This is a genomic window from Streptomyces sp. NPDC017676, from assembly GCF_044329325.1.
In the GTDB taxonomy this organism is placed as follows: domain Bacteria; phylum Actinomycetota; class Actinomycetes; order Streptomycetales; family Streptomycetaceae; genus Streptomyces.
Window position 1 is genome coordinate 167,176 of sequence record NZ_JBIRJA010000019.1, and the last position, 24,668, is coordinate 191,843.

General features: G+C 73.1%; 23 protein-coding genes. 14 read left to right on the forward strand and 9 right to left on the reverse strand.

All coding sequences use genetic code 11. The features are described 5' to 3' along the window. The first annotated feature begins 23 nt into the window (after positions 1–23). The 6 genes from ACH4LD_RS34410 to ACH4LD_RS34435 all read left to right on the forward strand — a co-directional run bounded on the left by ACH4LD_RS34410 (position 24) and on the right by ACH4LD_RS34435 (position 3,702). On the forward strand, positions 24–290 hold the full coding sequence (locus ACH4LD_RS34410; protein WP_103810676.1) for a DUF2630 family protein: 267 nt from the start codon (positions 24–26) through the stop codon (positions 288–290). Positions 291–410: 120 nt separating this feature from the next. Beyond that, positions 411–2,306 carry a Na+/H+ antiporter NhaA gene (locus tag ACH4LD_RS34415; protein WP_398058049.1) on the forward strand — a complete coding sequence of 632 codons (1,896 nt, stop codon included), beginning with the start codon at positions 411–413 and terminating at the stop codon, positions 2,304–2,306. Between the two features lie 93 nt (positions 2,307–2,399). Beyond that, positions 2,400–2,564, forward strand: a complete 165-nt coding sequence (gene rpmG / locus ACH4LD_RS34420) for a 50S ribosomal protein L33 (RefSeq protein WP_014669330.1) — start codon at positions 2,400–2,402, stop codon at positions 2,562–2,564. A 114-nt stretch (positions 2,565–2,678) separates the two neighbouring features. Next, positions 2,679–2,939 (forward strand): type B 50S ribosomal protein L31, encoded by a 261-nt coding sequence (locus tag ACH4LD_RS34425; protein ID WP_132787683.1) that lies wholly within the window; start codon positions 2,679–2,681, stop codon positions 2,937–2,939. Positions 2,940–3,013: 74 nt separating this feature from the next. Continuing rightward, entirely contained in the window at positions 3,014–3,136 is a 123-nt protein-coding gene (gene ykgO / locus ACH4LD_RS34430; protein ID WP_103810680.1) for a type B 50S ribosomal protein L36, read from the forward strand. 107 nt (positions 3,137–3,243) lie between these two features. Further along, entirely contained in the window at positions 3,244–3,702 is a 459-nt protein-coding gene (locus ACH4LD_RS34435; RefSeq protein ID WP_132787684.1) for a GNAT family N-acetyltransferase, read from the forward strand. Positions 3,703–3,834: 132 nt separating this feature from the next. On the opposite strand, the gene ACH4LD_RS34440 is transcribed toward ACH4LD_RS34435, so the two are convergent. Then, positions 3,835–4,479 carry a dihydrofolate reductase family protein gene (locus tag ACH4LD_RS34440; RefSeq protein ID WP_398058050.1) on the reverse strand — a complete coding sequence of 215 codons (645 nt, stop codon included), beginning with the start codon at positions 4,477–4,479 and terminating at the stop codon, positions 3,835–3,837. A 208-nt stretch (positions 4,480–4,687) separates the two neighbouring features. Here ACH4LD_RS34440 and ACH4LD_RS34445 point away from each other — a divergent pair, with 208 nt between their 5' ends. Beyond that, complete coding sequence (locus ACH4LD_RS34445) at positions 4,688–6,322, forward strand: phosphodiester glycosidase family protein (protein WP_398058052.1); 1,635 nt, start codon at positions 4,688–4,690, stop codon at positions 6,320–6,322. A 235-nt stretch (positions 6,323–6,557) separates the two neighbouring features. Here the strand turns inward: ACH4LD_RS34445 and ACH4LD_RS34450 are convergent, their stop codons facing one another. Continuing rightward, entirely contained in the window at positions 6,558–7,889 is a 1,332-nt protein-coding gene (locus tag ACH4LD_RS34450; protein WP_398058053.1) for an MFS transporter, read from the reverse strand. A gap of 106 nt (positions 7,890–7,995) precedes the next feature. Here ACH4LD_RS34450 and ACH4LD_RS34455 point away from each other — a divergent pair, with 106 nt between their 5' ends. Next, the gene (locus ACH4LD_RS34455; protein WP_398058054.1) at positions 7,996–8,493 is read left to right on the forward strand and encodes a winged helix-turn-helix transcriptional regulator; all 498 of its coding nucleotides are present in this window, start codon (positions 7,996–7,998) and stop codon (positions 8,491–8,493) included. Between the two features lie 219 nt (positions 8,494–8,712). On the opposite strand, the gene ACH4LD_RS34460 is transcribed toward ACH4LD_RS34455, so the two are convergent. After that, positions 8,713–9,648: a LysR family transcriptional regulator gene (locus tag ACH4LD_RS34460; protein ID WP_398058055.1), complete on the reverse strand. Its 936-nt coding sequence runs from the start codon at positions 9,646–9,648 to the stop codon at positions 8,713–8,715. Between the two features lie 133 nt (positions 9,649–9,781). On the opposite strand from ACH4LD_RS34460, the gene ACH4LD_RS34465 reads away from it, so the two are divergent. Beyond that, positions 9,782–11,050 carry an MFS transporter gene (locus ACH4LD_RS34465; RefSeq protein ID WP_398058056.1) on the forward strand — a complete coding sequence of 423 codons (1,269 nt, stop codon included), beginning with the start codon at positions 9,782–9,784 and terminating at the stop codon, positions 11,048–11,050. Between the two features lie 255 nt (positions 11,051–11,305). Here the strand turns inward: ACH4LD_RS34465 and ACH4LD_RS34470 are convergent, their stop codons facing one another. Further along, entirely contained in the window at positions 11,306–12,274 is a 969-nt protein-coding gene (locus tag ACH4LD_RS34470) for an alpha/beta hydrolase fold domain-containing protein (protein ID WP_398058057.1), read from the reverse strand. 271 nt (positions 12,275–12,545) lie between these two features. Between ACH4LD_RS34470 and ACH4LD_RS34475 the strand changes: the two genes are divergently transcribed. Then, positions 12,546–13,295 carry an SDR family oxidoreductase gene (locus ACH4LD_RS34475; protein WP_398058058.1) on the forward strand — a complete coding sequence of 250 codons (750 nt, stop codon included), beginning with the start codon at positions 12,546–12,548 and terminating at the stop codon, positions 13,293–13,295. Here ACH4LD_RS34475 and ACH4LD_RS34480 read toward each other — a convergent pair whose 3' ends face one another. After that, the gene (locus tag ACH4LD_RS34480) at positions 13,296–14,984 is read right to left on the reverse strand and encodes a tetratricopeptide repeat protein (protein ID WP_398058059.1); all 1,689 of its coding nucleotides are present in this window, start codon (positions 14,982–14,984) and stop codon (positions 13,296–13,298) included. A 427-nt stretch (positions 14,985–15,411) separates the two neighbouring features. Between ACH4LD_RS34480 and ACH4LD_RS34485 the strand changes: the two genes are divergently transcribed. Next, positions 15,412–15,825, forward strand: coding sequence for a YciI family protein (locus ACH4LD_RS34485; RefSeq protein ID WP_398058060.1), 414 nt, complete (start codon positions 15,412–15,414; stop codon positions 15,823–15,825). Then, positions 15,825–16,970 carry an RNA polymerase sigma factor gene (locus tag ACH4LD_RS34490; protein WP_398058061.1) on the forward strand — a complete coding sequence of 382 codons (1,146 nt, stop codon included), beginning with the start codon at positions 15,825–15,827 and terminating at the stop codon, positions 16,968–16,970. Before ACH4LD_RS34485 ends, ACH4LD_RS34490 begins: the two co-directional genes overlap by 1 nt. A 45-nt stretch (positions 16,971–17,015) precedes the next feature. Here the strand turns inward: ACH4LD_RS34490 and ACH4LD_RS34495 are convergent, their stop codons facing one another. Continuing rightward, a complete protein-coding gene (locus ACH4LD_RS34495) occupies positions 17,016–18,080 on the reverse strand; it encodes a hypothetical protein (protein ID WP_398058062.1) in 1,065 nt (354 codons plus the stop codon). Between the two features lie 632 nt (positions 18,081–18,712). Here ACH4LD_RS34495 and ACH4LD_RS34500 point away from each other — a divergent pair. Both ACH4LD_RS34500 and ACH4LD_RS34505 read left to right on the forward strand, forming a co-directional pair. After that, a complete protein-coding gene (locus ACH4LD_RS34500) occupies positions 18,713–19,546 on the forward strand; it encodes a helix-turn-helix domain-containing protein (RefSeq protein ID WP_398058063.1) in 834 nt (277 codons plus the stop codon). Positions 19,547–19,663: 117 nt separating this feature from the next. Continuing rightward, entirely contained in the window at positions 19,664–20,710 is a 1,047-nt protein-coding gene (locus ACH4LD_RS34505; protein ID WP_398058064.1) for a PhlD, read from the forward strand. Positions 20,711–20,936: 226 nt separating this feature from the next. On the opposite strand, the gene ACH4LD_RS34510 is transcribed toward ACH4LD_RS34505, so the two are convergent. From ACH4LD_RS34510 to eboE, 3 genes are read right to left on the reverse strand one after another with little or no spacing between them, the layout of a single operon-like run. Further along, a complete protein-coding gene (locus tag ACH4LD_RS34510) occupies positions 20,937–22,088 on the reverse strand; it encodes a sugar phosphate isomerase/epimerase family protein (protein WP_398058065.1) in 1,152 nt (383 codons plus the stop codon). Further along, on the reverse strand, positions 22,085–23,500 hold the full coding sequence (locus ACH4LD_RS34515) for a nucleotide pyrophosphatase/phosphodiesterase family protein (protein WP_398058066.1): 1,416 nt from the start codon (positions 23,498–23,500) through the stop codon (positions 22,085–22,087). The genes ACH4LD_RS34510 and ACH4LD_RS34515 overlap by 4 nt, the downstream gene beginning before the upstream one ends. Then, positions 23,497–24,666, reverse strand: a complete 1,170-nt coding sequence (gene eboE / locus ACH4LD_RS34520; RefSeq protein WP_398058067.1) for a metabolite traffic protein EboE — start codon at positions 24,664–24,666, stop codon at positions 23,497–23,499. Before eboE ends, ACH4LD_RS34515 begins: the two co-directional genes overlap by 4 nt. Positions 24,667–24,668 lie beyond the last annotated feature (2 nt).

Below are 24,668 nucleotides of genomic sequence, written 5' to 3' on the forward strand. Positions count from 1 at the left end.
CATCACGGCTTGGGGAGAGAGACATGACGACGGGACCCGGCGCCGAGGCCGAGAAGCAGATCCTCGGACGCATCACGGAGATGATCAACCAGGAGAAGGACCTGCGGGACCGTCTGGCGGACCACGACATCGACCAGCCGACCGAGCAGGAACGCCTGGCGCGGCTGGAGACCGAGCTCGACCAGTGCTGGGACCTCCTCCGGCAGCGCCGGGCCCGCGTCGCCGCCGGTCAGGACCCCGAGGAGGCCCAGGTGCGCCCGGCGTCGCAGGTGGAGCGGTACCTGTCCTGACGACCGGCGTGTGCTCGTCCGCCCCATGCCTCACCCCTGGAATGAACGCCCCACCCGCCGCTGTTGCCCCGGCAGTGCCGGCACGGCACGAAACCCTGCGCGAGGTGGAGATGAGCACGGATGAGCATGGCGTTCGCACCCGACGACCTCTCGGGCCAGACCGCCTGTTCCGGATCCCGCTCACCGCTGCGCCACTTCCTGCGGACCGAGACCGGTAGCGCCGCCGTCCTGGTGACGGCGGCGCTCGCCGCGTTGCTGTGGGCCAACGCGGCTCCCGCGGGCTACGCGTCGTTCTGGGAGACGCACCTGTCCGTCGGGATCGGCACCCACGGTCTGTCCCTCTCACTGCGGGAGTGGATCAACAGCGGACTGATGGCGCTCTTCTTCTTCGTCGTCGGACTGGAGGCGCGCCGCGAGTTCGACATGGGCGAGCTGCGCGACCGCCGGCGTCTGGCCCTGCCGCTCGCCGCCGGGATCAGCGGCATGGCCGTACCGGTCGCCCTCTTCCTCGCGGTCAACGCGGGGCATTCCTCCGCGCACGGCTGGGGTGCGGCGATGTCCACCGACACCGCCTTCGCCCTCGGCATGCTCGCCGTCGTCGGGCACCGGTTGCCGAGCGGACTGCGGATCTTCCTCCTGTCGATCACGGTGGTCGACGACTTCGTCGCCCTGGGCGTCATCACCGTCGCCTACAGCGAGCACGTCGACGTACCGGCGCTGCTGGTCGCGGTGGCGGTGTTCGGCGTCGTCCTGCTCGTCCGCGCGCTCGGGGTGCGCCGGGGGCTGGTCTACGCGCTGCCGGCGCTCGTCGCCTGGGTCGCGCTGCTGGAGTCGGGTGTCGATCCCGTGGTCATCGGCCTCGCCATGGGCCTGATCACCTACGCGTACCCGGCGGCACGCGCCGACCTGGAACACGCCACGGGCCTGTTCCGGATGTTCCGCGAGCAGCCGACGCCCGAGCTGGCACGCTCGGCGCAGGCCGGCCTCGCGTCCGCCATCTCGCCCAACGACCGGCTGCAGGGCCTGTACCACCCGTGGACCAGCTATCTCGTCGTCCCGCTGTTCGCCCTGGCCAACGTCGGTATCCCGCTGGACGCCGACCAGCTCGCGCGGGCGTTCACCTCGCCGGTCACACTCGGCATCCTGCTCGCGTTCGTCGTCGGCAAGCCGCTGGGCATCGTCGGGGCGTCCGCGCTGGCGTACGGGGTCAGCCGGGGGCGGGTCCGGCCGCCGGTCGGCTGGGGAGCCGTCGCGGCGGGCGGCGCCCTGGCAGGAACGGGCTTCACCGTCTCGCTGCTCATCGCGACCCTCGCCTTCCGGGGGACACAGCTGGCGGACGCCAAGATCGGCATCCTCAGCGCGCTGGTCGGCTCCTTCCTGATCAGCCGGCTCCTCACCGCGGTCCTCGCGGTGCTGCCGGGCCGGCTGCGGCAGCGGGCGCTGCTCGGTGACGCCGAGACGCTCGTCGACCTCGCGGTGCCGGTCGATCCCGACCGCGACCACGTGCGGGGGCCGCGGCACGCGCCGGTGACCGTCGTGGAGTACGGCGACTACGAATGCCCGTACTGCGGACAGGCCGAACCGGTCGTCCGTGAGCTGCTCGGTGACTTCGGCGACGTGCGGTACGTGTGGCGGCACCTGCCCCTGACGGACGTGCACGTGCACGCCCAGCTGGCGGCCGAGGCCGCGGAGGCCGCGGCCGCGCAGGGCCGCTACTGGGAGATGCACGATCTGCTGCTCAGCCACCAGGGCGAGCTGCGCCTCGGGCATCTGCGCACGTACGCCGACGCCCTCGGCCTGGACGCCGAGCGTTTCGACCGGGATCTGCGGTCCCACCGGGGCGCGGCACGGATCGCCGAGGACGTGGAGTCGGCGGACCTGAGCCAGGTGGCGGGCACACCGACGTTCTTCGTGAACGGGCGCCGGCACCACGGGGCGTACGACATCGGCAGCCTGTCGGCGGCGGTGCGGGCGGCCCGGGAGCGGGCGGCGATCGGGGCCCGCGGGGGGCGGTGAGGGCCGGGAATGCATCGCGGGGTGGTGGTGTTGAGAGGACTGTCTGACATGTTCGAGTCAACGGGCTCGGGCGGTCGGCGGAAGGAGTCCCTCATGGCACGCAGCACCACACGCCCGGTCGTCAAGCTGAAGTCGACGGCCGGCACCGGAGTCACCTACGTGACCCGCAAGAACCGTCTGAACGACCCCGACCGGCTCGTCCTGCGCAAGTACGACCCGGTGGCCGGCGCGCACGTCCTGTTCCGCGAGGAGCGCTGACCCCCGCGGGGAGCACTGAGCCCCCGCGGGGAGCGCTGACCCCCGCGAGGAGCGCTGACCCCCGCGCACCCCGGCCCTCCTGAAGAACGCACTTCCCCCGAGGAGGAACACCCCATGAGGAACGGCATCCACCCCGTCTCCCGCCCCGTCGTCTTCCGCGACCGCGCGGCAGGCTTCCAGCTGCTCACCCGCTCCACCATCGAGTCCCAGCGCACGGTCGAGTGGGAGGACGGCACCACGTACCCGGTCGTCGACGTCGAGATCTCGTCGGCGAGCCACCCGTTCTACACCGGCACCTCGCGCGTCGTGGACACCGCCGGCCGGGTGGAACGCTTCCAGCGGCGCTACGGCCGCACCACCGCCGACCGCCACTGAGCGCCCCCGACCGCCACTGACGGCACGGCCCGTGTGACGGCACAACCTGTTCGACCTCCCGGGAGGAGACCGCGATGAAGGTACGCAAGTCCCTGCGCTCGTTGAAGGCCAAGCCGGGCGCCCAGGTGGTGCGCCGGCGGGGCAAGACCTTCGTGATCAACAAGAAGGACCCCCGCTTCAAGGCCCGCCAGGGCTGACGCCCCGCAACGCCGAGCATCCCACGGCCCGGCACCGCACACGCGGTGCCGGGCCGTTCCCGTTCCCGGCGCCGTGAGGAGGGCCCGGCGGCGGTAATCTGGCGATCATGGGGGAGTGGAGGATCCGGCCGGCGTCGGGGACGGACGCCGAGGCGGTGGCGGAGTTGCGGGCCGTGGTGCTGCGGGCGGACCTGGAGCGGCTCGGGCGCTACGACGAGCGGCGGGTGCGGCAGCGACTGCGGGACGGGTTCGTCCCGGCGCACACCTGGGTGATCGAGGTGGGCGGCGCCTTCGCCGGCTGCGTGGCGCTGCGGCCGGCCGAGGACGCCCACTGGCTGGAGCACTTCTACCTGGCCCCGCACCTCCAGGGCAACGGCATCGGCGCGGCCGTACTGCGCGGGCTGCTGGAGCGGTGCGACCGCGACGGCATCCCGGTCCGGCTGAACGTGCTGCGGGGCAGCCCGGCCCGGCGCCTGTACGAACGGCACGGATTCACCCTCGAAACCGAGGACCCCGTGGACGTCTTCATGGTGCGCGAACCGGCCCCGGCCCCGTGTGACAGGTGATCACCCGCCGCTGTCACACCGAGGCGGCGGACGGCGGTGGACGTCGGCCGGGGCCGCAACCGTCCGCGCCCTCCGTGCCCGCGGCTCGGAGGGCGCCACCACCTCGGCGCCCAGGACAGCGTGGCCCTCGCCTCACCTGCGCCAGAACAGGTGGTGCGTCACGCCGCTCGGGCTGGGCACGACTTCCAGGTGGAACCGGTCGAGCAGCTCATCGGGAGACTCCCAGAGACGCAGTCCGGACCCGAGCCTCACCGGCGAGACGGCCACATGCATGGTGTCGACGAGGCCGGCGTCGAGGAACTGCCGGATGGTGGTGACCCCGCCGCCGAGTCGGACGTCCTGGCCTTGCGCCGCTTCCCGCGCACGTTCGAGCACCGTGGCCGGGTCGCCGTCGACGAAGTGGAACGTGGTGTCGGAAAGCGTGAACGACGGACGTTCGTGGTGAGTCATGACGAACACCGGAGTGCGGAACGGGGGCTCCTCCCCCCACCAGCCCCGCCACTCATGATCCTGCCAGGGCCCGCGCTGGGGGCCGAACTTGTTGCGGCCCATGATCTCGGCACCGATGCCGCGTGCGAAGTCCCGCGTGAAGTAGTCGTCGAGGCCACGGCTCCCGCCGGGATCCGTGCGCATGGGCCAGCTCGCCGTGGCTCCGGCCCAGGCGAACAGCCTCTCCGGATGGTCGAAGCCGAACGGCCGCGCGAGACTCTGGTGCTCACCGGCACCGATTCCGTCACTCGACACATTGAAGTTCATGACTCTCAGCAGCTGATCCACGTCTGTCCTCGTCAGGTCCTGTCGCGTCATCGTGCGGCGAGGCGCCGCACATCATGACGTCGAACGGGACGCGGCCGGATCGACAGCGGCCCGCGACTTTTTTCACGCGGCCGTTGTGACGACGTCGGTCCGCGAGGCGGTGGTTGTCACCTACGGCAGGTGAAGTGGGCCGCCGCAAGCTGTCGGACGATTCGTGAGGTGCAGGCACATGCGTCAGATCCGTGTCCGGGGTGCCGAGCGGCGCTCCGCCCGTGTCCGGGCGAGACTCGCGACCGCCGTGGTGCTCGCCCTGACGGCCCCGGCCCTGCTGTCGGGTACGGCGCGGGCGGACGGTTCCGCGCACACCGCGGCGACCGAGCAGTGGACGACGCGGATCCTCGCTCCCGGGGTCACGGTCCGCACGGGTGTCGTCCAGCACCCCGGTGCGGAACACGCCTGGACGGTGACCGTGCAGGCGCCGGCGAAGACCCGGTGGACCGCGGACGACCCGGACGCGCCCGTCACCTGGGCCGAGGTCTCCACCCGCGCCTGGGCCGACGACACGGCGCGGAAGCTGACCGACGCGGGCCTGCGGCCACGGGTGGAGAGCGTCCGCTGGCCCCTCTACGCCGACACACCGCACGGGCTCATGGGGTACCGGGTCCGTGTCGGCCGTTTCGCCACCCAGGCGGAGGCGCGGACGGCCGCGTCGGCGGTCACCGCGGCCGGCTTCCGTACGGCCCTGTCCTGGACCGGGTACGACATCCAGGAGCCGGCGGACCGGGAGAACATCCACGTCGCGGTGATCGACCCGAAGACCTTCGACGGAACGGTCGAAGCCACGCACGACGGCAATGTGGCACAGCGGGAGACCACCTCGGCGGTGGCGCGCAAGCTGAACTCGCTCGTCGGGGTCAACGGCGGCTTCTTCGTGCTGTCACCGGGCGACGGCGTACCGGGCACCATGTCCGGGATCGGCGCCTACGACGGCGAGTTGGAGTCGATGGCGGCCGGCTCCCGCTCCGCGCTGGTCATCGAGGACGGCGGTCACCGGGTCCGGATCGCGGACCTGACGAGCACCGTCACCGCCCGGGCGGGCAAGGCCGCGTACCGGATCCAGGGCGTCAACCGGGTGCCCGGTACCGTCCGGGACTGCGGCCGGCCCGGCAGCACGCCCAGTGAGCTGCCCTGGCAGGACGTCACCTGCCGACTCGCCGATGACATGGTCCAGTTCACCGACGCCTTCCAGGCCGACCTGCCGACCGGGCCCGGCGCGCAGGCCGTACTGGACGCCACCGGGCGGGTCGTCTCCGTCGGTGCGCGGGGCGGTCGCGTCCCGGTGGGCGGGCACGTGCTGCAGGGCATCGGCAGAGCCGCCGACTGGCTGACGGCGCACGCCGGGCCGTCCGGCCGTGTCAGGGTCGACGAGGCCGTCCGCACGACCGACGGCCGGCGCGTCACGCTCGGGCCCGGCGATTCCATCGTCAGCGCCGCTCCGACGCTGGTGAAGGACGGTCGTATCGACATCGACGCCGCCGCCGAGGGCGTGGTCGACCCCGCGTACACCTCCTTCGGATACGCGTGGGCCGACGTCCGTCAGCCCCGCACCCTCGCGGGCGTCGACAAGCGGGGCCGGCTGATCCTCGCCACGGTGGACGGGCGGCTGACGAACGGCAGCGAGGGCTTCACCCTCTACGAGGCCGCCGCCTTCATGAAGTCGCTCGGCGCCGTCCAGGCGATGAACCTCGACGGCGGCGGCTCCACCGCGATGGCCGTGGACGGCACGCTGGTCAACACCCCGTCCGACGCCTCCGGCGAACGCCCGGTCGGGGACACCGTCCAGGTCCTGCCGACGGCTCACTGACCGGGGCACGGCCCGGCAACCGGCCGCGCCGGGCAGCCGGGGCCGGCCGGAAGGCGGTCCGCGAGGTCCGGCAGATCGGTCAGCGGCGGCACCCGCCGCCGCACCCTGGCAGGGGGACCTGGAACGGTCCGGTCCAGGCCGGTGTCCTCCGGCCCGGCCGCCCGAACGCGGAGGGCATCCGGCGCGTCCCCCGCCGCCGGCCCCACGGCGGCCGCGAGGGCGTCGTTCACGGGCTTCAGCCGCGCAGGCTCTCCGCGTCACGCGGAGGCGTCCCCGTGTGCCGGGTCGTCGCCCACAGGAGCAGGGCGGCGAGGCTGAACGACGCGCCGAGGGCCGTCACGGCCGGCCAGCCCGCCGTCGCGTAGGCGAGGGAGGAGCCGAGGGCGCCGAGGCTGCTCCCCGCCGAGTAGAAGACCATGTAGCCGCCGATGATCCTGCTGCCCGCGTCGGGCCGGACGGCGTGGATCAGGGTCTGGTTGGTGACGTGGACGGCCTGCACGGCGAAGTCCAGCACCACGGCGCCGATCGCCAGCGCCCACAGCGACCGCGGGGTCAGCGCGATCGGGAGCCAGGAGAGCGTCAGCAGGGCCAGGCCGGCCCCGGTCGTGCGCTGGGCGAACCCCCGGTCGTTCCAGCGCCCGGCCGCCTGCGCGGCGACGGCCCCGGCAGCCCCGGCCAGCCCGAACGCGCCGATCGCGGTGTGCGACAGCGACCACGGCGGACCGCTCAGGGGCTGCGTCACACCGCTCCACAGGGTGCTGAAGGCGGCGAACACCAGCAGGGCGAGCCCGCCCCGGACCCGCAGCAGCGGATCGCGGACGAACAGGGTGACGGTCGAGGCCACCAGCCGCCCGTACGACACCGGGCGCACCCTCGGGGACGGCGCGCCCGGGGGCAGTACCCGGCGCAGCAGCAGGGCGAGGACGGCGGTGGCACCCGCGGACGCCAGGTACACCGCCCGCCAGCCGGCGAGGTCGGCGAGGAGACCGGCGGCGGCGCGGGCCAGCAGAATGCCGGTGACGATGCCGCCCGTGACGGTGCCGACGGCGCGGCCGCGCCGGGCGGGCGGGGTCAGGGCGGCGGCCGCCGCGACCATCGTCTGGGCGACTACGGCGAGCAGCCCGACCGCGGCGAGCGCACCGAGGAGCGCCGCCACGTCCGGCGCCAGCCCGGCGGCCAGCAGGGCGAGTGCCAGCAGGCCGAGCTGGCCGGTGACCAGCCGCCGATGGCCGAGCAGGTCGCCGAGCGGTACGAGCGTCAACAGGCCGACCGCGTATCCGAGCTGGGTCACGGTGACGATCGCGCCGAGCAGCCCCGCGCCGAGCGCGAACCGCTCGCCCAGGGTCACCAGCAGGGGCTGGGCGAAGTAGACGGTGGCGACGGAGCTGCCGCAGGCCAGGGCGAGCAGGGGGATGAGCCGGGTGGGTGGCGCGGTCTCGGTCGCCGGAGCCGTGGGCGGTGCCGCGCCCGGCACCGCCCCCGCGGTGTGCGCTCCGTGGCCGCCGGTTGCCGTGGTTTCCCCGGCCCCGCCGCACCCGCCGGCCGTACCGGAGCACTGGATCGCCATGTCCGACCCCTCCCGATCGGTTGCATCTTGCTACCGACGTGACCGTAGCCGTGCGCGGTAGCATGTTGCAACCACGCCGGCCCGGGGTGGAGGAGAGGAGCCACGGATGGTCGCCCGCACCCGTTTCGACGCCGACCCCTGTCCCGTCGCCCGGTCGGTGAACGCCATCGGCGACTGGTGGTCGCTGCTGATCGTGCGGGACGCCTTCGACGGCAGCCGCCGCTTCGGCGAGTTCCAGCGCAGCCTCGGCATCGCCAAGAACATCCTCGCGACCCGGCTGCGCGCGCTGGAGCAGGCGGGGGTGCTGCGCGGCGAGCCCGCGCCGGAGGGCGGGTCCCGCCGCGAGTACGTCCTGACCGAGAAGGGCCGCGCCCTGTTCCCGGTGATCGTCGCCCTGCGCCAGTGGGGCGAGGACCAGTGCTTCACCTCCGGTGAGGACCACTCCCGGCTGCTGGACCGCCGGACCGGCCGCCCGCTGCGCCCCTTGCAGATCCGGGCGGCGGACGGACGGCTGGTGGGGCCGGAGGACACCGTCGTGCGGAAGGTGCGGGAGGCGGAGGGGGACGGGAAGGAGTCCTCGGGGGAGGTTGACGAGGTGAGCTGAACGGGGCCGTGGCGCGGTGAGGCGGGAGTGGTGGCCTCTCGTCGTAGCTGATGCGCCGGCCCTGTCGAGGTGGGTGTGCCGGCCGCGTCGTAACCGGTGTACCGGCTGCCTCGCAACCGGTGTTGTGCAGGCCGCCTCGCAACCGGTGTACCGGCCGCGTCGCAAAGGGTGCGGGCGGCCTCGTCGTAACGGGCTCTCCGCCGTGTCGTGGCCGGCGTGTCAGCGTGGGATCACCCAACCCGGCGTCCACGTCCCGGCCGTGTCGTGGCCGGCCGTCGTCGTGGCGAGGTGGTCGCGGAGGGTGGCCAGTGCCGGGTGGGGGTTGTCGCGGTGCCAGAGCAGTGAGTGCGGGTAGACGGGCGTTGGGTCGGTCACCGGGATGCGGCGCAGGCCGAGGCCGGCGGGCCAGACGAGCCGAGTGTGCTCGCCGATGAAGGTGGCCAGGGCCGGAGAGTCGGCGACGGTGTCGAGGAGCGCGTCGGAGCCGAAGTTGGGGCCGGTCGCCTCGATGGTGAGGCCGAACTCGGCGGCGAGGTCGTCGTAGTAGGCGGCCCACTCGGTACCGGCGACGATGCCGGGCATCCAGATCCGGTGCCCGGCGAGCTGGGCGAGGGGTACCGACCGGGCGCCCGCCAGCGCGTGGCCGGGGCCGGTGAGGAGCTGGAGCGGTTCGTCGAGCACCCGGACGGACTCGATGTCCTCGGGGAGAGGCCGGCTCGGCGCGGCGACGGCACGGAAGGACGCGTCGATCGTGCCGGAGCGGAGGGCGGCGACGGCCGTCTCGACGTCGAAGAGCATCACCACGTCCAGGTCGATCCCGGGGTGCGCGCGGTGGAAGCCGCGCATCAGGCCCGACGGTGCGACGCGTGAGGCGATCACGTCGACGCGCAGCGGGCGGTGGCCGGTGCGTACGGACGCGACCGCGCGCTCGGCGACGCGCAGCAGTTCGCGCGCGTGGGGCAGGAACGCCTGCCCGTCGATGGTGAGCCCCACGCCGCGCGGAGTACGCGTGAACAGCCGTACCCCGAGGGTGCGCTCCAGCGCGGCGATGCGCTTGGAGACGGCCTGCTGTGTGACCGCCAGTTCGGCGGCGGCCTCCTGGAACTGCCCCGCGTCGGCGGCGGCGACGAAGGTCCGGACGGTGTCGAGGTCCATGCCGACACCCTAGGGACACAACCAACGGTTGTGGCGGACGGCACCATGGTTGTTTGATCCCTGCTCGCCGTACTCGCTTTGATGCTCCCGGTCGCGGATCGGTTGTGCGGATGAGGTCGAGGGGACGTCGGGCATGAGGAACTCCCACTGGCCGGACCGTCTGCTCGGGCACCGGCTGGGGCGGCGGTTCGGCTGGCTCTGGGGAGCGTACGGGACCAGCGCGCTCGGCACCTGGCTCGCCTTCGGCGCCTTCCCGCTGATCGCCGTCCGCGTGCTGCACGCCGGACCGGCCGAGGTCGCGGCACTCTCCTCCGTGGGCGCAGCGGTGGGGGCGGCCGTGGCGGTGCCGCTCGGCCCGTGGGTGGAGTTCCGCCGCAAGCGGCCCGTGCTGATCGCGACGGACCTGGTGCGGTGCGCGGCCCTGCTGACGGTCCCCGTCGCGTTCGCGCTCGGCGCGCTCACCTTCCTCCAGCTCCTGCTGGTCTCGGTCGTCGTCGCGGCGGCCGACATCACGTTCCGCGCCGCCTCCGGCGCGTACCTGAAGACACTGCTGCCGGCCGAGGACCTGCTCGTCGCCAATGCGCGGTTCGAGTCCACGACCTGGACGACCACGATCATCGGACCGCCGCTGGGCGGCGCGGCGACCGGGCTCCTCGGTCCGGTGGCGACGGTGGTGGCCGACGCGGCCAGCTACCTGCTCTCGGCCCTGGGCCTTCGCGCGATGGGCGGGCAGGAGCCGCCGCCCGAGCGCCGGCGGACCGCGCGCATGCGGGCCGGGGACCTGCTCGACGGCTGGCGGTACATCCTCGCCGACGCGACGCTGCGTCCGCTGTTCCTCAACACCGCCTTGTTCAACGGCCTGCTGATGGCCGCCGAGCCGCTGCTGGCCGTCCTGATGCTCGGCCGGCTCGGTTTCGCGCCGTGGCAGTACGGCCTCGCCTTCGCCGCGCCCTCCATCGGAGGGCTCCTCGGCTCCCGGCTGGCCCGCCCGCTCGCCACCCGGTTCGGGCAGCACCGCGTCCTGGTCGTGTCCGGGACGCTGCGCGCCCTCTGGCCGGTCGGCCTGGCCTTCACCGGGCCGGGCACCGGCGGGCTGCTGGTGGTGATGGGCGTCGAGCTCGGCCTCATCTTCTGCTGCGCGGTGTTCGGCCCCGTCTACGCCACCTACCGCCTGGAGCGCACCGCGACCGACCGGGTCGCCCGCACGCTGACCGCCTGGACGGTGACGACCAAGGCCGCGACCGCGCTCCTGACGGCCGTCTGGGGCGTCCTGGGCAGCCTGCTCGGCCCGCGCACGGCCATCGGTCTGGCCGGCGCGCTCCTGCTGGCGACCCCGCTGCTGCTCCCGCACCGCGCGGCGACACCTCTCCCCGAACCGGAACCGACACCGAGCCGCCCCTGACGGACGACCCCGGCGGTCACCGCGACCGAGCCGCGCTGCGTCGTGTCGGGGCCTGGGTGCCTGGCGGTGGGGCTGTGCTGTCCGGCGTCGGAGCCGTGCTGGGGCTTCGGCCGGTAAGGGAACCGCCCCCGACCGCCGCACCCGCATCCACGCACCCGTACACGCACCCGCATCCACTGCCGCATCGGCACGCACACACGTCCGCACCCGCATCGGCACTCACCCGCATCCGCACCGCGTCCGGCGCCCATCGCCCTACGCGGTGGCGCCCGTGGACAGGAGCCGGCTGAGCCAGGCCGTGCGGGTCCGGCGGGCCGTGGTGGAGAGCTGTGCGGTCGGGTACAGCGCGTCGAAGCCGTGGAAGCCGCCCGCCCAGACGTGGAGTTCGGCCTGCCCGCCGGCCGCCCAGATGCGGGAGGCGTAGTCGGTGTCCTCGTCGCGGAAGACCTCGGCGGAGCCGGTGTCGATGTACGTGGTCGGCAGGCCCGACAGGTCGTCGGCCCGCGCGGGTGAGACGTACGCGGGTACCTCGTCGTCGCTCAGGTCGCCGAGGACGGCCCGCCATCCGAACTCGTTCATCTCGCGGGTCCAGACGCCGGGCCCGCCGGAGTACTGGCGGCTGGAGACGCTGGTGTTGCGGTGGTCGAGCATGGGACAGATCAGCATCTGCGCGGCGATCGCCGGAGTGCCGAGGTCGCGGGCCAGCAGGGTCACACCGGCGGCGAGGCCGCCGCCCGCGCTGGCGCCCGCGACGACGATCCGGGCGGGGTCGACGCCCAGTTCGCCGGCGTGTGCGGCGACCCAGAGCAGTCCCTGGTAGCAGTCGCCGACGAGGGTGGTGCCGCTGGCCTCGGGCGCGAGCCGGTGGTCCACGGAGACCACGACCGCGCCGAGGGCGTCCAGCCACTCCAACGGGATGTCGATCTGGGAGAAGCGGTCACCCATGACCATCCCGCCACCGTGGATCCAGTAGACGCAGGGTGCGGCGGTGGCGTCGGCGGTGTGCGCGGGGCTGAACACCGACAGGGGGATCGGGGCGCCGTCCTCGGCCGGCACGGTGATATCGCGCCGGTCGACCTGCCGGTGCGCGAGGAGCGACTCGACGGGCGTCGAGGGGAGCCGGCGCAGGTGCGCGACGACCTCCGGGCTGAGCCGGGACATGAGGGGCGTGTCCGCCAGCAGCTCACTCAGTTCCGGATCCAGGGCGGGCCGGGCCGTGGTCATGGGCGTTCCTCTCGTGCAGTGGTGCGGACGGTCGGGAGAGTGACTCCAGTCAACGCGTCCGGCCCGCCGGGACGTCAGACCGATGCTCGCTGCTTCTTGCACGATCCTCCTCTTCGGCCGCTGGACAGAAGGAGAGGATCGTGCAAGGGCCAGCGAGGATGTTTCTACTGTTTCCGCCACTCACGGGGGTTCACTGGACGCATCGATTCCTCCGCACGGCAGGAACATGCCTGTCGCTTCGCGGGCCCCACCTCACCGCAAGGGTCACAGCATGAAGACAGTCCTGATCACCGGCGCCTCCTCCGGATACGGCCGGGAGACCGCCCGCCACTTCCACGCACGGGGATGGAACGTCATCGCCACGATGCGCACCCCGCGTCCCGGCCTCCTTCCCGAGTCGGACCGGCTCCGCGTCATCGCGCTCGACGTGACCAGCCCCGACAGCATCGCCGCCGCGTTCGAGGCGGCCGGACCCCTCGACGTCCTGGTCAACAACGCGGGCATCCCCTCGATCGGCGTGTTCGAGGGCACCCCCATGGCCCGGGTGCGGGAGGTCTTCGAGACCAACACCTTCGGCGTGATGGCGACGACACAGGCGGTGCTGCCCCAGTTCCGCGAGCGCGGCTCCGGCGTGGTGGTCAACGTGACCTCCAGCGTGGTGCTGGGCCACATGCCCCTCTCGGCCGTCTACAAGGCGAGCAAGACGGCCGTCGAGGGGTTCACCGCCTCCCTCGCCCTGGAACTCGCGCCGTTCGGCGTGCGGGCGAAGACGGTCGAGCCGGGTGCCTGCCTGACGACCGGCTTCGCGGGCAGGGCGACCGGCGGGGGGTCGGTGGACGAGCTGGTCCCGGCGCCGTACGCGGCGTTCGCCAAGAAGGTCATGGAGGACTTCATGGGCCAGGACGTGTACACCGAGGAGAGCGACGTCGCCGGGACGGTGTGGCAGGCCGTGCACGACACGACCGGCCGGCTGCGCTTCCCGGCCGGTCCCGACGCGGTCCGGCTCGCCGAGGCCAAGTGATCACCCGCAGCAGCCGTGCCGGGGCGCGGAGTCTGCGGCGACGGTCGGGAGGCGGCAGAAGCAGGACGCCTCGACCGGTACGTCCGCCAGCGCGGCGGCGATCTTGAGCTGCTGGGCCACGATCCGTGCCTCCCCCTCCTTGCCGAGCCGCACCAGGCACTCGTGCAGACCGTGCAACGCCCAGACGTTTCCGGGGTGTTGCAGCGGGCGGGGGAGCGTGTCGTCGAGTCCGAGGTCGGCACGGTAGACGGCCTCGGCCTCCGCGACCAGGCCCTGTTCGAGGAGCAGGGCGCCGTAGGCGTGGCGGGTGGGCTGCATCCAGCCCCACGGCTCGTCGTACGGCAGACCGTCGTCCAGCTCGATCGACCGGCGCAGCGCCGCGAACGCCGCCTCGTACCTCCCCTTGCGGTAGTCCAGCTCGCCGTCCAGCATCTGTGCGGCGATGGCCAGGATGTCCGTACAGGTGTTGTTGAACAACATCCGAGTCTCCGGTACCCGGGCGACCGCCTCGTGGAACAGCGCCCGTTCCGTGTCGGCCTCGTCGGTCCGGCCCGTGGCCGAGAGGGCGACCCCGCGCGCGTAGCGCAGCATCGCGGTCGTGACGCAGTAGAGGTGGGCGTCGGCGGGCAGCGGCAGACGCAGGATGTCGTCCCAGCGGCCGAAGCGGATGAGCACGTGCACCCGCATCGCGAGGAAGCCCTCCAGCCAGTCCGCCATGGGCGGGCTCTCCACGCGCAGCAGCTCCTCGGGTACGGCGGCCTCCAGCCGGTCCGCCGTCTCGATCGCGTCCTGGAAGCGGCCGAGGAACATCGCACCGTAGATCTTGAAGTGGAGGTTGTGGCACCGGTACAGGGTGTAGAAGTTCATCTCGCCCGCCCTGGCACGGAACTTCTCGTCGGCCGCGATCGCCCCGGTGTTGTCGGAGACCACCCGGCGGTAGTCACCGCAGAGCACTTCCAGGTGGGACGGCATGTGCTGGAGATGGCCCGCGTCCGGCACCAGGCCGCGCAGCCGGTCACCGGCCGGCAGGGCGGCCTCGGGCGTCGGGGACATCTCCATCAGGTGGATGTACAGGTGGAGCAGCCCCGGGTGCCGTGCCCCGGCCCGGGTGGCGAGGGCCTTCTCCAGGACCGCCTTGGCCTCGGTGGTGCGCGCGCCGGGGGCCGGCCGGCCCGAGCGGATGTCCCAGAGCCGCCAGGGCGTGAGGTTCATCAGGGCGTCGGCGTGCAGGGTGGCCACGTCGAGGTCGTCCTCGGCCAGTCGGTGGGCGGCCCGCATGCTGTCGGCGTAGGCGGCGTTCCACACGGAACAGTCCTCGGCGTCCGGGGCCCGGGACCGTGGATAGCGGGCACCCAGCGCGCCGACGAGGGCCTGTTCGACCGGGGTGGCGCCGGCCGCCTTCGCGTGTGCGCGCCGCACGGCGGCGTGGGCCCGCTCCACGGTCCGCTCCAGGTCCTGTTCGTCGAAGAACTCCCAGGGCTTGTTGTAGTTCGGGCCGAGCGCGTAGGCCAGGCCCCAGTCGGCCATGGCACAGTCCGGGTCCGCCGCGGCGGCGGCCTCGAAGCAGCGGACGGCCTCCTCGTGGTTGAAGGCGTACGTCCAGTTCAGCCCGCGGTCGAACCAGGTCTGCGCCTCGTCGGACGACGTGGTCACGCGCCGGCGGTGGCTGCCGAGGTCGTAGTAGTCCATGAACCGCGCCTCCCTCGTACGGGTTGTCAACGGGTCGTGCGGCGAAGGCTGTCTTCCAGCGAACCGCATGTCGTCACACACCGGCGGCCCGGGTGTTCGGGCGTTCAGCCGATCCACCCGCCTCCGGAGCCGGGACGGCCGCCACCGCACAGGCCCGGTCGTAGTCGTCCCGAGCGGTCCCGTCTCCCGCCATGACCCCGGTCCGCGCGCACCCACGCCATGCGTCCGACGCGGACACCGTGTGCCCAGGAGCCACCCGACGCGGCAGGGCCCCGCAGGCCCCGCCGTCTCCTCGCGGGCTCGCTCAGGCTCCTCCACGAGAACGTGGAAAGAAATTTCGGGCGGCGATGTCGAGAACCCGCGACCGGCTCCGTCCCAGGGGTGAACGCGGCCACAATGGGTCGCACCAGCACCGAGGAGAACCACGATGGCCAAGTACCTGCTGCTCAAGCACTACCGCGGCGCTCCGGCAGCGGTCAACGACATCCCCATGGACCAGTGGACGCCGGAGGAGATCTCGGCGCACATCCAGTACATGCGGGACTTCGCGGCCCGGCTGGAGGAGACCGGCGAGTTCGTCGACGGCCAGGCGCTCGCCCCCGAGGGGACGTGGGTCCGGTACGACGGTGAGGGGCGCCCGCCGGTCACCGACGGCCCCTTCGCCGAGACCAAGGACCTCATCGCCGGCTGGATGGTGATCGACGTCGACACCTACGAGCGCGCCGTCGAGCTGGCCGGGGAGCTGTCGGCCGCCCCGGGCGCGGGCGGCGGGCCGATCCACGAGTGGCTGGAGCTGCGCCCGTTCCTGACCGCGACGCCCGACGTCACCGAGTGCCATTGATGGACGAGGCCCTGCTGAGGAGCCTCACGCCGAGCGCGCTCGCCCTCCTCGTCCGCCGCGGAGCGGACTTCGCGGCGGCCGAGGACGCCGTCCAGGACGCGCTGGTCGAGGCGGTCCGCGTCTGGCCGGCCGACCCGCCGCGGGACCCGAAGGGCTGGCTGGTCACCGTGGCCTGGCGCAGGTTCCTCGACCAGACCCGGGCGGACACCGCGCGCCGCCGGCGCGAGGACCGTCTCGACGAGGAACCGGCCCCCGGACCGACGCCCGCGGTGGACGACACGCTCCAGCTCTACTTCCTGTGCGCCCACCCGTCGCTGACGCCCTCGTCGGCGGTCGCGCTCACGCTGCGCGCCGTCGGCGGGCTCACCACCCGGCAGATCGCCCAGGCGTACCTGGTGCCCGAGGCGACGATGGCGCAGCGGATCAGCCGGGCCAAGCGCACCGTCTCCCAGGTGCGGTTCGACCAGCCCGGCGACGTCGCCACCGTGCTGCGCGTCCTCTACCTGGTCTTCAACGAGGGCTACTCCGGCGATGTCGACCTCGCCGCCGAGGCCATCCGGCTCACCCGGCAGCTCGCGGCCGGGATCGACCATCCCGAGGTGGCGGGGCTGCTCGCGCTGATGCTGCTCCACCACGCCCGGCGCGCCGGCCGGACCGCGCCCGACGGCAGCCTGGTGCCGCTCGCCGAGCAGGACCGCGCCCGCTGGGACACGCGCCTGATCGCCGAGGGCGTCGCGATCCTCCAGGCCGCCCTCGCCCGGGACCGGCTCGGCGAGTTCCAGGCGCAGGCCGCCATCGCCGCCCTCCACGCCGACGCGCCCACCGCCGAGGGGACCGACTGGGTGCAGATCGTGGAGTGGTACGACGAACTCCTGCACCTGACCGACAATCCGGTCGTGCGGCTCAACCGCGCCGTGGCCGTCGGCGAGGCCGACGGCCCGCGCGCCGGCCTCGCGGCACTCGCCGAGCTGGACGACTCACTGCCCCGCCACACCGCCGTAGCGGCCTACCTGCACGAACGCGACGGCGACCTGGCGGCGGCGGCGCGGCTGTACGCCGAAGCGGCCCACCAGGCCCTCAACCTCGCCGAACGCGACCACCTCACGCGCCAGGCCGCCCGCCTCAACACCCGCCTGTGCCGCTGAGGGGCCGCGCCCCAGCCTGCGTCCCGCCCCGGGGCCGGTGGGGCGCTACTGGATGTTCCAGCGGTGCGGATGCTCCGGATGCTCGGGGCAGGCGAAGACGTTGAGTTCACCCCAGCGGCCCACGACGACCTCGGTGGGAGTGGCGGAGCGGCGGCCGGACCGGTCCTCCAGCGGGCGCCAGCTCCCGCTGCCGCCGTCCCACTCGGAGCTGTCGACGGTCAGGAGCAGGTGCATCGGAGTACCGCACGCCGGGCAGTCCATGGGGTACGGGTCGGTGGCGTGCCAGGAGGCGAAGCCGCCGACACGCCAGCCGGGCGGGATGGACAGATCGTACTGGTAGCGCGGTGGCTCCACCGTGTGCCCGTCCCCGGTCTCCCCTGCCTGCCATGTTCCCGCCTGCTCGCCTCCCGCCCGCTCGGCCTCGGCCTCGACGGCGTCCTCCCAGGCGTCGATCCGGGCGCACAGCTCCTCGGGGAGGAGGTCGGCGTACGGGTAGGTGAGCACCTGCTCCGGGTGCAGCACACAGGGTTCGGGCAGGAACCCGTCGGACCCGATGACCGGCGGCTGCGGCGGCGCGGTCAGCACCCGGCCGACCTCCCGCGACCGACGCCAGCGCAGGTGCAGCTCCAGGCCGTAGCCGGTGGGGCCGTGTGCGGTGAAGGGGCACCAGAACACCTGGAGCAGGTCGCAGTCGTCCGGCCCCGCCGGGAGATCGGGGACATCGCGCCGGTAGAGCTGCGCCAGACCGATCATGGGCAGCGGGTCCGTCTCCGCGACCCCGGGCAGCCGGTGCTCGCGGTGCAGCTCGGCGAGCAGCTCCCGTTCCTCGTCCGTGGGGCCCGGGGTGTGTTCCCGGGCCCAAGCGGCAGCCAGCACCCGACGCCGGCGGTGGATGTCCGCCGGACGCCGGCCGCGCCCGCGGGCATGGGCCTCGCCGCACACCGGCCAGGGCTCGTCCGCCGGCCACAGCAGGGGGCCGCCGACGGAACTGTCCGCAGGGCCGGGGTTGCCCGGCCGGGGATGCAGCCGTGTCGTCGTCCCCCGGTGTGCGGCCAGTTCGGGGAAGAGCGTCTCGACATCGAGCGGGCGCGGCGGCGTGGTCCTCGGCATGGACGCGACCTTAGACACGGGACGGCGCCGGCCGTCGAGCACCCCGGCGCACGGCGGCACCGAGGGGAGGCAGCCGTCCTTACGACTGGTGCCGCGGCCGTACTCGGGGATCGACCGCGGCACCAGCCATCCAGGGCACTCCCGCGCACGGCACGAATGCCCCGCGCCGGTGTGCGTATGCGGAGCCGAACGGGTGAACCGCCAGGAGTCCAGGGGCCGGTCGAGGGCTTCCGCGGCCGCTGGCCGGACGGCCGGTGCCGAGGCCCCTGGGGTGGGGCGAGGGGGCACCGGCCGTGGCCTGGCAGCCGGGCGCCGTACCGTGGAGTGCCGCGTCTCGGGCGCCGCACGTCTTCCCGCCGACGGGAAACGGCACCCGAAAACCGGTCGCCCTCCCGGTCCGTCCCGGTCCCCGCTCACGGACACCGGCCGGCGACGCGAGCGATGCCGATCGGTACCCGCGAGGGTGTCACCACGCGGTCACTGATCACCGCATCCGCAGGCCAGCGACCCCGCGCCACTGAGCATGCAGCACGCAACCAGTCGATATCTACGGTGAATCTTTTACATCAATACCGCGTGACACTAATTAAACTGAGCGGCAGTCAACGCCAGCCCCGGGGGACAAGCCACCAGTGAACCGCCAAGCATTGAAGAAACTCCTCAAAGACCGCCGCGCGCTCATATCCCCCGAAACGCACGGACTGACCCGCCCCACCGGCCGCGGGCGCCGCGCCCCCGGTCTGTCACAGGGGCAGGTCGACGAACTCCTCGGCTACTCCGAGCGCACCTATCAGCGTCTGGAATCCGGCAACTACCACCACCCCCCGGTCGACCTCCTCCGCGACGTCGCGCGCCTGTACGGCATGAACGAGCAGGAATGGATCAGCCTCTGCCGGTACGCCCGCGGCGAGGACCCGCCCGGCCCGCTGTACGACACCTCCGGCCACGCCCTGCCCGCGGCCTGGGCCGACGCCGTGGCCGGCATCAACCACCCCGCGTACGTCACCGACGCCTCCTGGAACCTCGTCACCTGCAACGACCGCTTCCACGCCCTGTTCGACAGCGGCCGGGCGCCGGCCAACACCATGCGGTGGATGCTCCTGGACGGGCGTGACCAACTCATCGACTGGGTCACGGCCTGGGCGCCGCTGGTGATGCCCCAGTTGCAGGCCGCGCTCGCCCAGCGCTCCGACGACAAGGTCCTGAGGCAGATCGAGGCGGACATCCTCGCCGACCCGCTCGCCCAGCCCCTGTACGAGAAGGGCGGGGCCTCCATCCACCCCGACGGCGACGAGCGTCCGATCCGTCACGCGGTCGAGGGGCCGGGGTGGGTGACGATGTGTGTGGCGCAGCCGCTCGCGGCGCCCGGGTCCCGGTGCATGATCCTCGTTTTCCGGCCGGGCCCGCGACGGACCGTCAGCCGACCGCGTATGTTGAAAGCCCAGGAGAACGGCATGAACGCCTGAATTTGCCCGCCTTTGGTGCGCGGCCAGGCAGTATTTCGAGGACGGCTGAGGAAACAAACCAGCCAATTTTGCCGTACCTTGACTTAATCAGGTCGCAGCGCCTTCAGGGGGGAACCCATGCCCGCTCATATCGCCCGCCCCACCACCGTCCTCGCCGCACACAAAATCACCACAACCGAGATAGCCGACGACATTCGCGCCCACCATCCGCACCATCCCCGGCTGGGCGCGATCCTCCGCGTCCTCGGCAACTGCGGCGTCGAGACCCGCTATTTCACCCAGCCCCTGGACTCGCCCACCATCAACGGCACGGCGGAGGTGGGCGACCGCGCCGCCCGCGCCTTCGCGGACGGCCTCACCATGGCCGAACAGGCCGCCCGCGCCACCCTCGACCGGTACCGGCTCCAGCCCGGCGACGTCACCGGCCTCATCACCACCCACGCCACCGGCTGGGCCGTCCCGAACCTCGACGTCCACCTGGTGGAACGGCTCGGGCTGCGGCCCACCATCCGCCGCACCGCCCTGACGACCACCGCCTGCGCCGGCGGAGCCCACGCCCTGGTCCGGGCCGTGGAACAGGCCCTGCTGCACCCCGGATCCCGCGTCCTCGTCGTCGCCGCCGAAGTGCTGTCCACCGCCTACAACCACGCCGACACCAAGATCGAGCACATGATCTACAAAGCGCTGTTCGGCGACAGCGCAGCCGCCACCGTCGTCTCCAGCGACCCCCTCGGCCCCGGTCTCGCCGTCGACGCCGACGGGCTGTTCGAGTACGTCCTCCCGGACAGCCTCGCCCTGTACGCGGGCCGCATCGACAGCACGGGTCTGCACTTCGACAGCACCAAACAGGCGACCGGCGGCGCGAGACACGTCATGCCCGCCGTCACCGACTGGCTCGCCGGCCGCTCGGTCGACGTGCCCGTCATCCACCCCGGGTCGAAGCCCATCATCCTCGACACGGCCGACGCCCTCGGCCTCACCGCGACCGACGCCCGCCACTCCCTCGACACCCTCTCCGAAGAGGGCAACCTCGGTGGCGTATCGGTTCTCCGGGTCCTCGAACGCACCCACGACGAGCCCCCGGCCGACGGCGAGAGCGCGCTGGTGGTCGCCTACGGCCCGGGATTCTCCGTCTCGGCCCTCCACGGCACCTGGCAGGACTAGGGCCTCCCGTTCGGATCATGCCGGGCTCGCGGGGTCTGGCACCGCGCCTCGCCGCGTTGTCGTCGGTTGCCATGGCTCCGCCATGGCGCCCTCCTCCGCCTTGCGATGCACGGCACCAGACCCCGCTCCCTGATCCGGCCTGATCCGAACGAAAGACCCTAGCCGGCCGCCGGCGGCGCCGGCCGGGGCACCGCGGCGGGCCCCGGCCGGTGCGGGAGGACGGGCGTCAGCGGCGCAGTGCCGCCAGGTTGCGGTAGCCGATGGCCGCGTGCTCCAGGGACTGGGCCGGGTTGGCCGCGCTCGGGGCGTTGTCCTGCTCGACCATCGGGTTGTGGTAATTGCGGTGGCCCACGCGGGAGAAGAACGTCGTGTAGTCGATGACCCCGGTGCCGAACGGGACCATGTCGTACCCCATGCCGTTCGTGGTGTTCACGACGCCGTCCTTGGCGTGGAAGAGCGGGTACCGCTTGTCGTGGCAGGTGACCAGGCCCGCCGGGTCGAAGACGTCCGTGCGCGTGGAGCCGTCGTGGGCGGTGTAGGTGCGGAACTTGTACTGGGCGACGTGCGCCCAGAAGACGTCCATCTCCAGCCAGACCAGCTTCGGGTCGGTGACGGACAGGAAGTACTCCAGCTTGCGGATGCCGGAGCTGCGGGTCGGCCTGCCCTGGGCGTCCAGCGGGCCGCCGTCCAGCAGGAAGTCGTAGGCCGCGTCGTGGTTGTGGGTGTACAGCTTCAGGCCGGCGCGGCGGGCGATCTCCCCGAGGGCGTTCCACTTGTCGGCGGCCATGTCCCAGTCCGCCTTGTACCGGCTGTTGGTGGGATCGGCGCCGGTGCCCATGTGCGCCATGCCGAGGATGTTCGCGATCTCCAGGTGCTTCTTGAAGGTGTCCAGATCGCCGCTGGTCAGCGGCCAGGAACCAGGGATGAAGCCGTGGTTGCCCTGGGCGCGCAGGCCGTTGTCGTCCAGCCAGCGGCGCAGCAGCCTCGCGCCCTGAACGGACTCCAGGCTCGCCCCGCCGGGCGCGTTCGCGTGCTGGCCGTAACCGGCGAACTCGACCTGACGGTAGCCGAAGCGGGCGAGCTGCTCGAACACGGCGCGGAAACCGGACGGCAGCGAGGTGGACAGCGGGTCCCGGCCGATGGCGTCACGAACGGTGTAGAGGATGATGCCACGCTTGTCCGCGGGCACCAGGGCATGGCCCTCGCCGCCGGCCGCGGCCCGGGGAGCGGCCTGGGGGGCCGCCTGGACGGGGGCGGCACCGAGGACGGGTGCGGCGACGGCGCCGGCCGCGACGGCGGTGCAGGTGCTCAGGAAGCGGCGGCGGCCGATGCCGAGGCTGCGGCGCAGGTCTTCGTCGGTGTGCTGGCTGATGTTCACGGGTGCCTCTCTCTGGACGGGTCGTCGGTGCTGAGACCGGCGAGGTGCAGCAGGAGCGGTTTCACGTCGGTGGCCGCGATGCGGTCGCCGACGGCGCGGGGGGTGGAGCACAACAGGAGCGGACCGTCGTCGTCGCTCGCGGGGAGGCGGCCGTGGCTGCCCCGGATGGGTGAGGGGTCGAGGGGGACGACCGCCATGCGGTAGCGCAGCCCGAGCTTCTTGCGGGCCAGCGCCGTCGCCGCCCTGACCTTCACATAGGGGTCCTCGGGGTCCATGAACAGCTCGACCGGGTCGTAGCCGGGCTTGCGGTGGATCTCCACGAGGCGCGCGAAGTCGGGGGCGCGGGCGTCGTCCAGCCAGTAGTAGTACGTGAACCAGGCGTCCGGCTCCGCGACGGCGACGAGCTCGCCGGAGCGCGGATGGTCCAGGTCGTGGGCCTTCTTGCCCTGGTCGTCCAGGAGTCGCTCGATCCCGGGCAGGCCGTCGAGGGCGGCGCGGGTGGCCGCCAGGTCCTCGGGGCGGTGGACGTACACATGGGCGATCTGGTGGTCGGCCACCGCGAAGGCGCGGGACGCCATCGGATCCAGATACTCCATGCCGTCCTGGGTGTGGACCTCCAGCAGGCCGGCGCGGCGCAGGGCGCGGTTGATGTCGACGGGCCGGCTCACCGGGGTGATGCCGTACTCGGACAGCACCACCACGGTACGGCCCTCCGCGCGGGCGTCGTCCAGCAGCGGGGCCAGGGCCGCGTCGAGGTCGGCGGCGGCCTTCAGGGAGCGCGGGTCGTCCGGGCCGTGGCGCTGCAGGTCGTAGTCGAGGTGCGGCAGGTAACAGAGTGTCAGGTCGGGTCGGCGGGTGCGCAGGACGTGCCGGGTGGCGTCGATGATCCACTGGCTGGAGACCAGGTCCGCGCCCGGACCCCAGAAGCGGAACAGCGGGAACGTGCCGAACCTGTCGGTGAGTTCGTCGTGCAGGGCGGCCGGCCGGGTGTAGCAGTCGGGTTCCTTGCGGCCGTCGGCGTAGTAGACGGGGCGCGGGGTGACGGTGATGTCGGTGTCGGCGCCCATGGCGTACCACCAGCAGATGTTGGCGACCGTGTAGCCGGGGTGGGCGCGGCGGGCGGCGTCCCACAGCTTGTCCCCGGCGACCAGGCCGTTGTGCTGGCGCCACAGCAGGACCTCGCCGAGCTCCCGGAAGTACCAGCCGTTGCCGACGATGCCGTGCTCGGCGGGGAGCGTGCCGGTGAGGAAGGTGGACTGGGCGGCACAGGTGACCGCGGGCAGCACGGTGCCGAGGTGCGCCCGGGAGCCCGCGGCGGCGAGGGCCTCCAGGTGGGGCATGTGGGCGAGGAGACGGGGGGTGAGACCGACCACGTCGAGGACGAGCAGCGGGGTGGGGGTCCGCTCGGTCATGGCAGCTCCTTCAGGCCCAGGTCGGTCAACAGGTCTCGGGCGAGGGCGAGTTCCGCGGCGATGCCGTCGGCGAGCCGGTCCCGGCCGCGCGGGCGCAGGCCGGGCGGGAGCGCCTGCCAGGTGTACGTCTCGACCTCCAGGTGCCGGGTGAGCGGGCGCGGCCCGCCGACGAGCCGGGCGAGGGCCGTGCGGAGCACGGGCAGCGTGCTGGTCAGCGGTGCGGTGGGGGACGCGTGCAGCGGGACGTGGAAGTGGGCGCGCCAGGGTGCGTCCGCCGGCAGCGGGCCGCCGGCCAGGGCCTCGGGCAGGTCGTCGGTGCCGCGCACTCCGGTGTGGGTGAGCGCGCGGGTCTGGTGCAGGAAGCGCGGCTCCGCGAAGCCGGCGAGGGCGGTACGCACCTCGGGCCGGCCGGGGTGATCGGCGTGCAGCGCGGCCGACAGCTGCGCCTTCACCACCGGCACCGGGGACGCGGCCAGGGCGTCCAGGGCGGTCGTCGGGTCCTCGAACGAGGTCGCGAGATGGCAGGTGTCGACGCAGACGCCGACGCGGGGATGGCCGACGGAACCGAGCGGTGCCAGGGCGTCCGCCGTGGTCTCCACGATGCAGCCGGGCTCCGGTTCCAGGCCGACGCGGACCGAGCGGCCGGTCAGCTCCGCCAGCGAGTCCAGGCGCTGCCCGAGGGTGCGCAGTGCCGCCCGGCCCGCTTCGGCTCGGTCGGCGGTCCAGGTGGTGCGCCAGCCGAGCGGCAGGGTGGAGACGCTGCCCTCGGTGACGTCGTCGGGCAGCAGCGCGGCCAGGATCCGGGCGAGCGCCGTGGTGTACTCCAGGCGCTCCCGGTCCGCCCAGTCGGGCTTGTACACCCGGTACTTGACCTCGTCCGCGCCGAAGCCCTCGTACGGGAACCCGTTGAGGGTGACGACCTCCAGACCGCGCCGGTCGAGTTCCCGCCGCAGGGCGCGCAGCGCGGCCGGGTCGGTGTCCACCGCGCGGGCCGCGTCATGGGCGAGCCACAGACCGATGCCGAGCCGGTCGCGGCCGAGCCGGCGCCGGACGGGCTCGCAGTGGTCGCGCAGCTGGGCGAGGACACCGTCGAGGGTCTCGGCGGGGTGGACGTTGGTGCAGTAGGCGAGGTGGACGGTCGTACCGTCCGGGTGGCGGAAGCGCATCG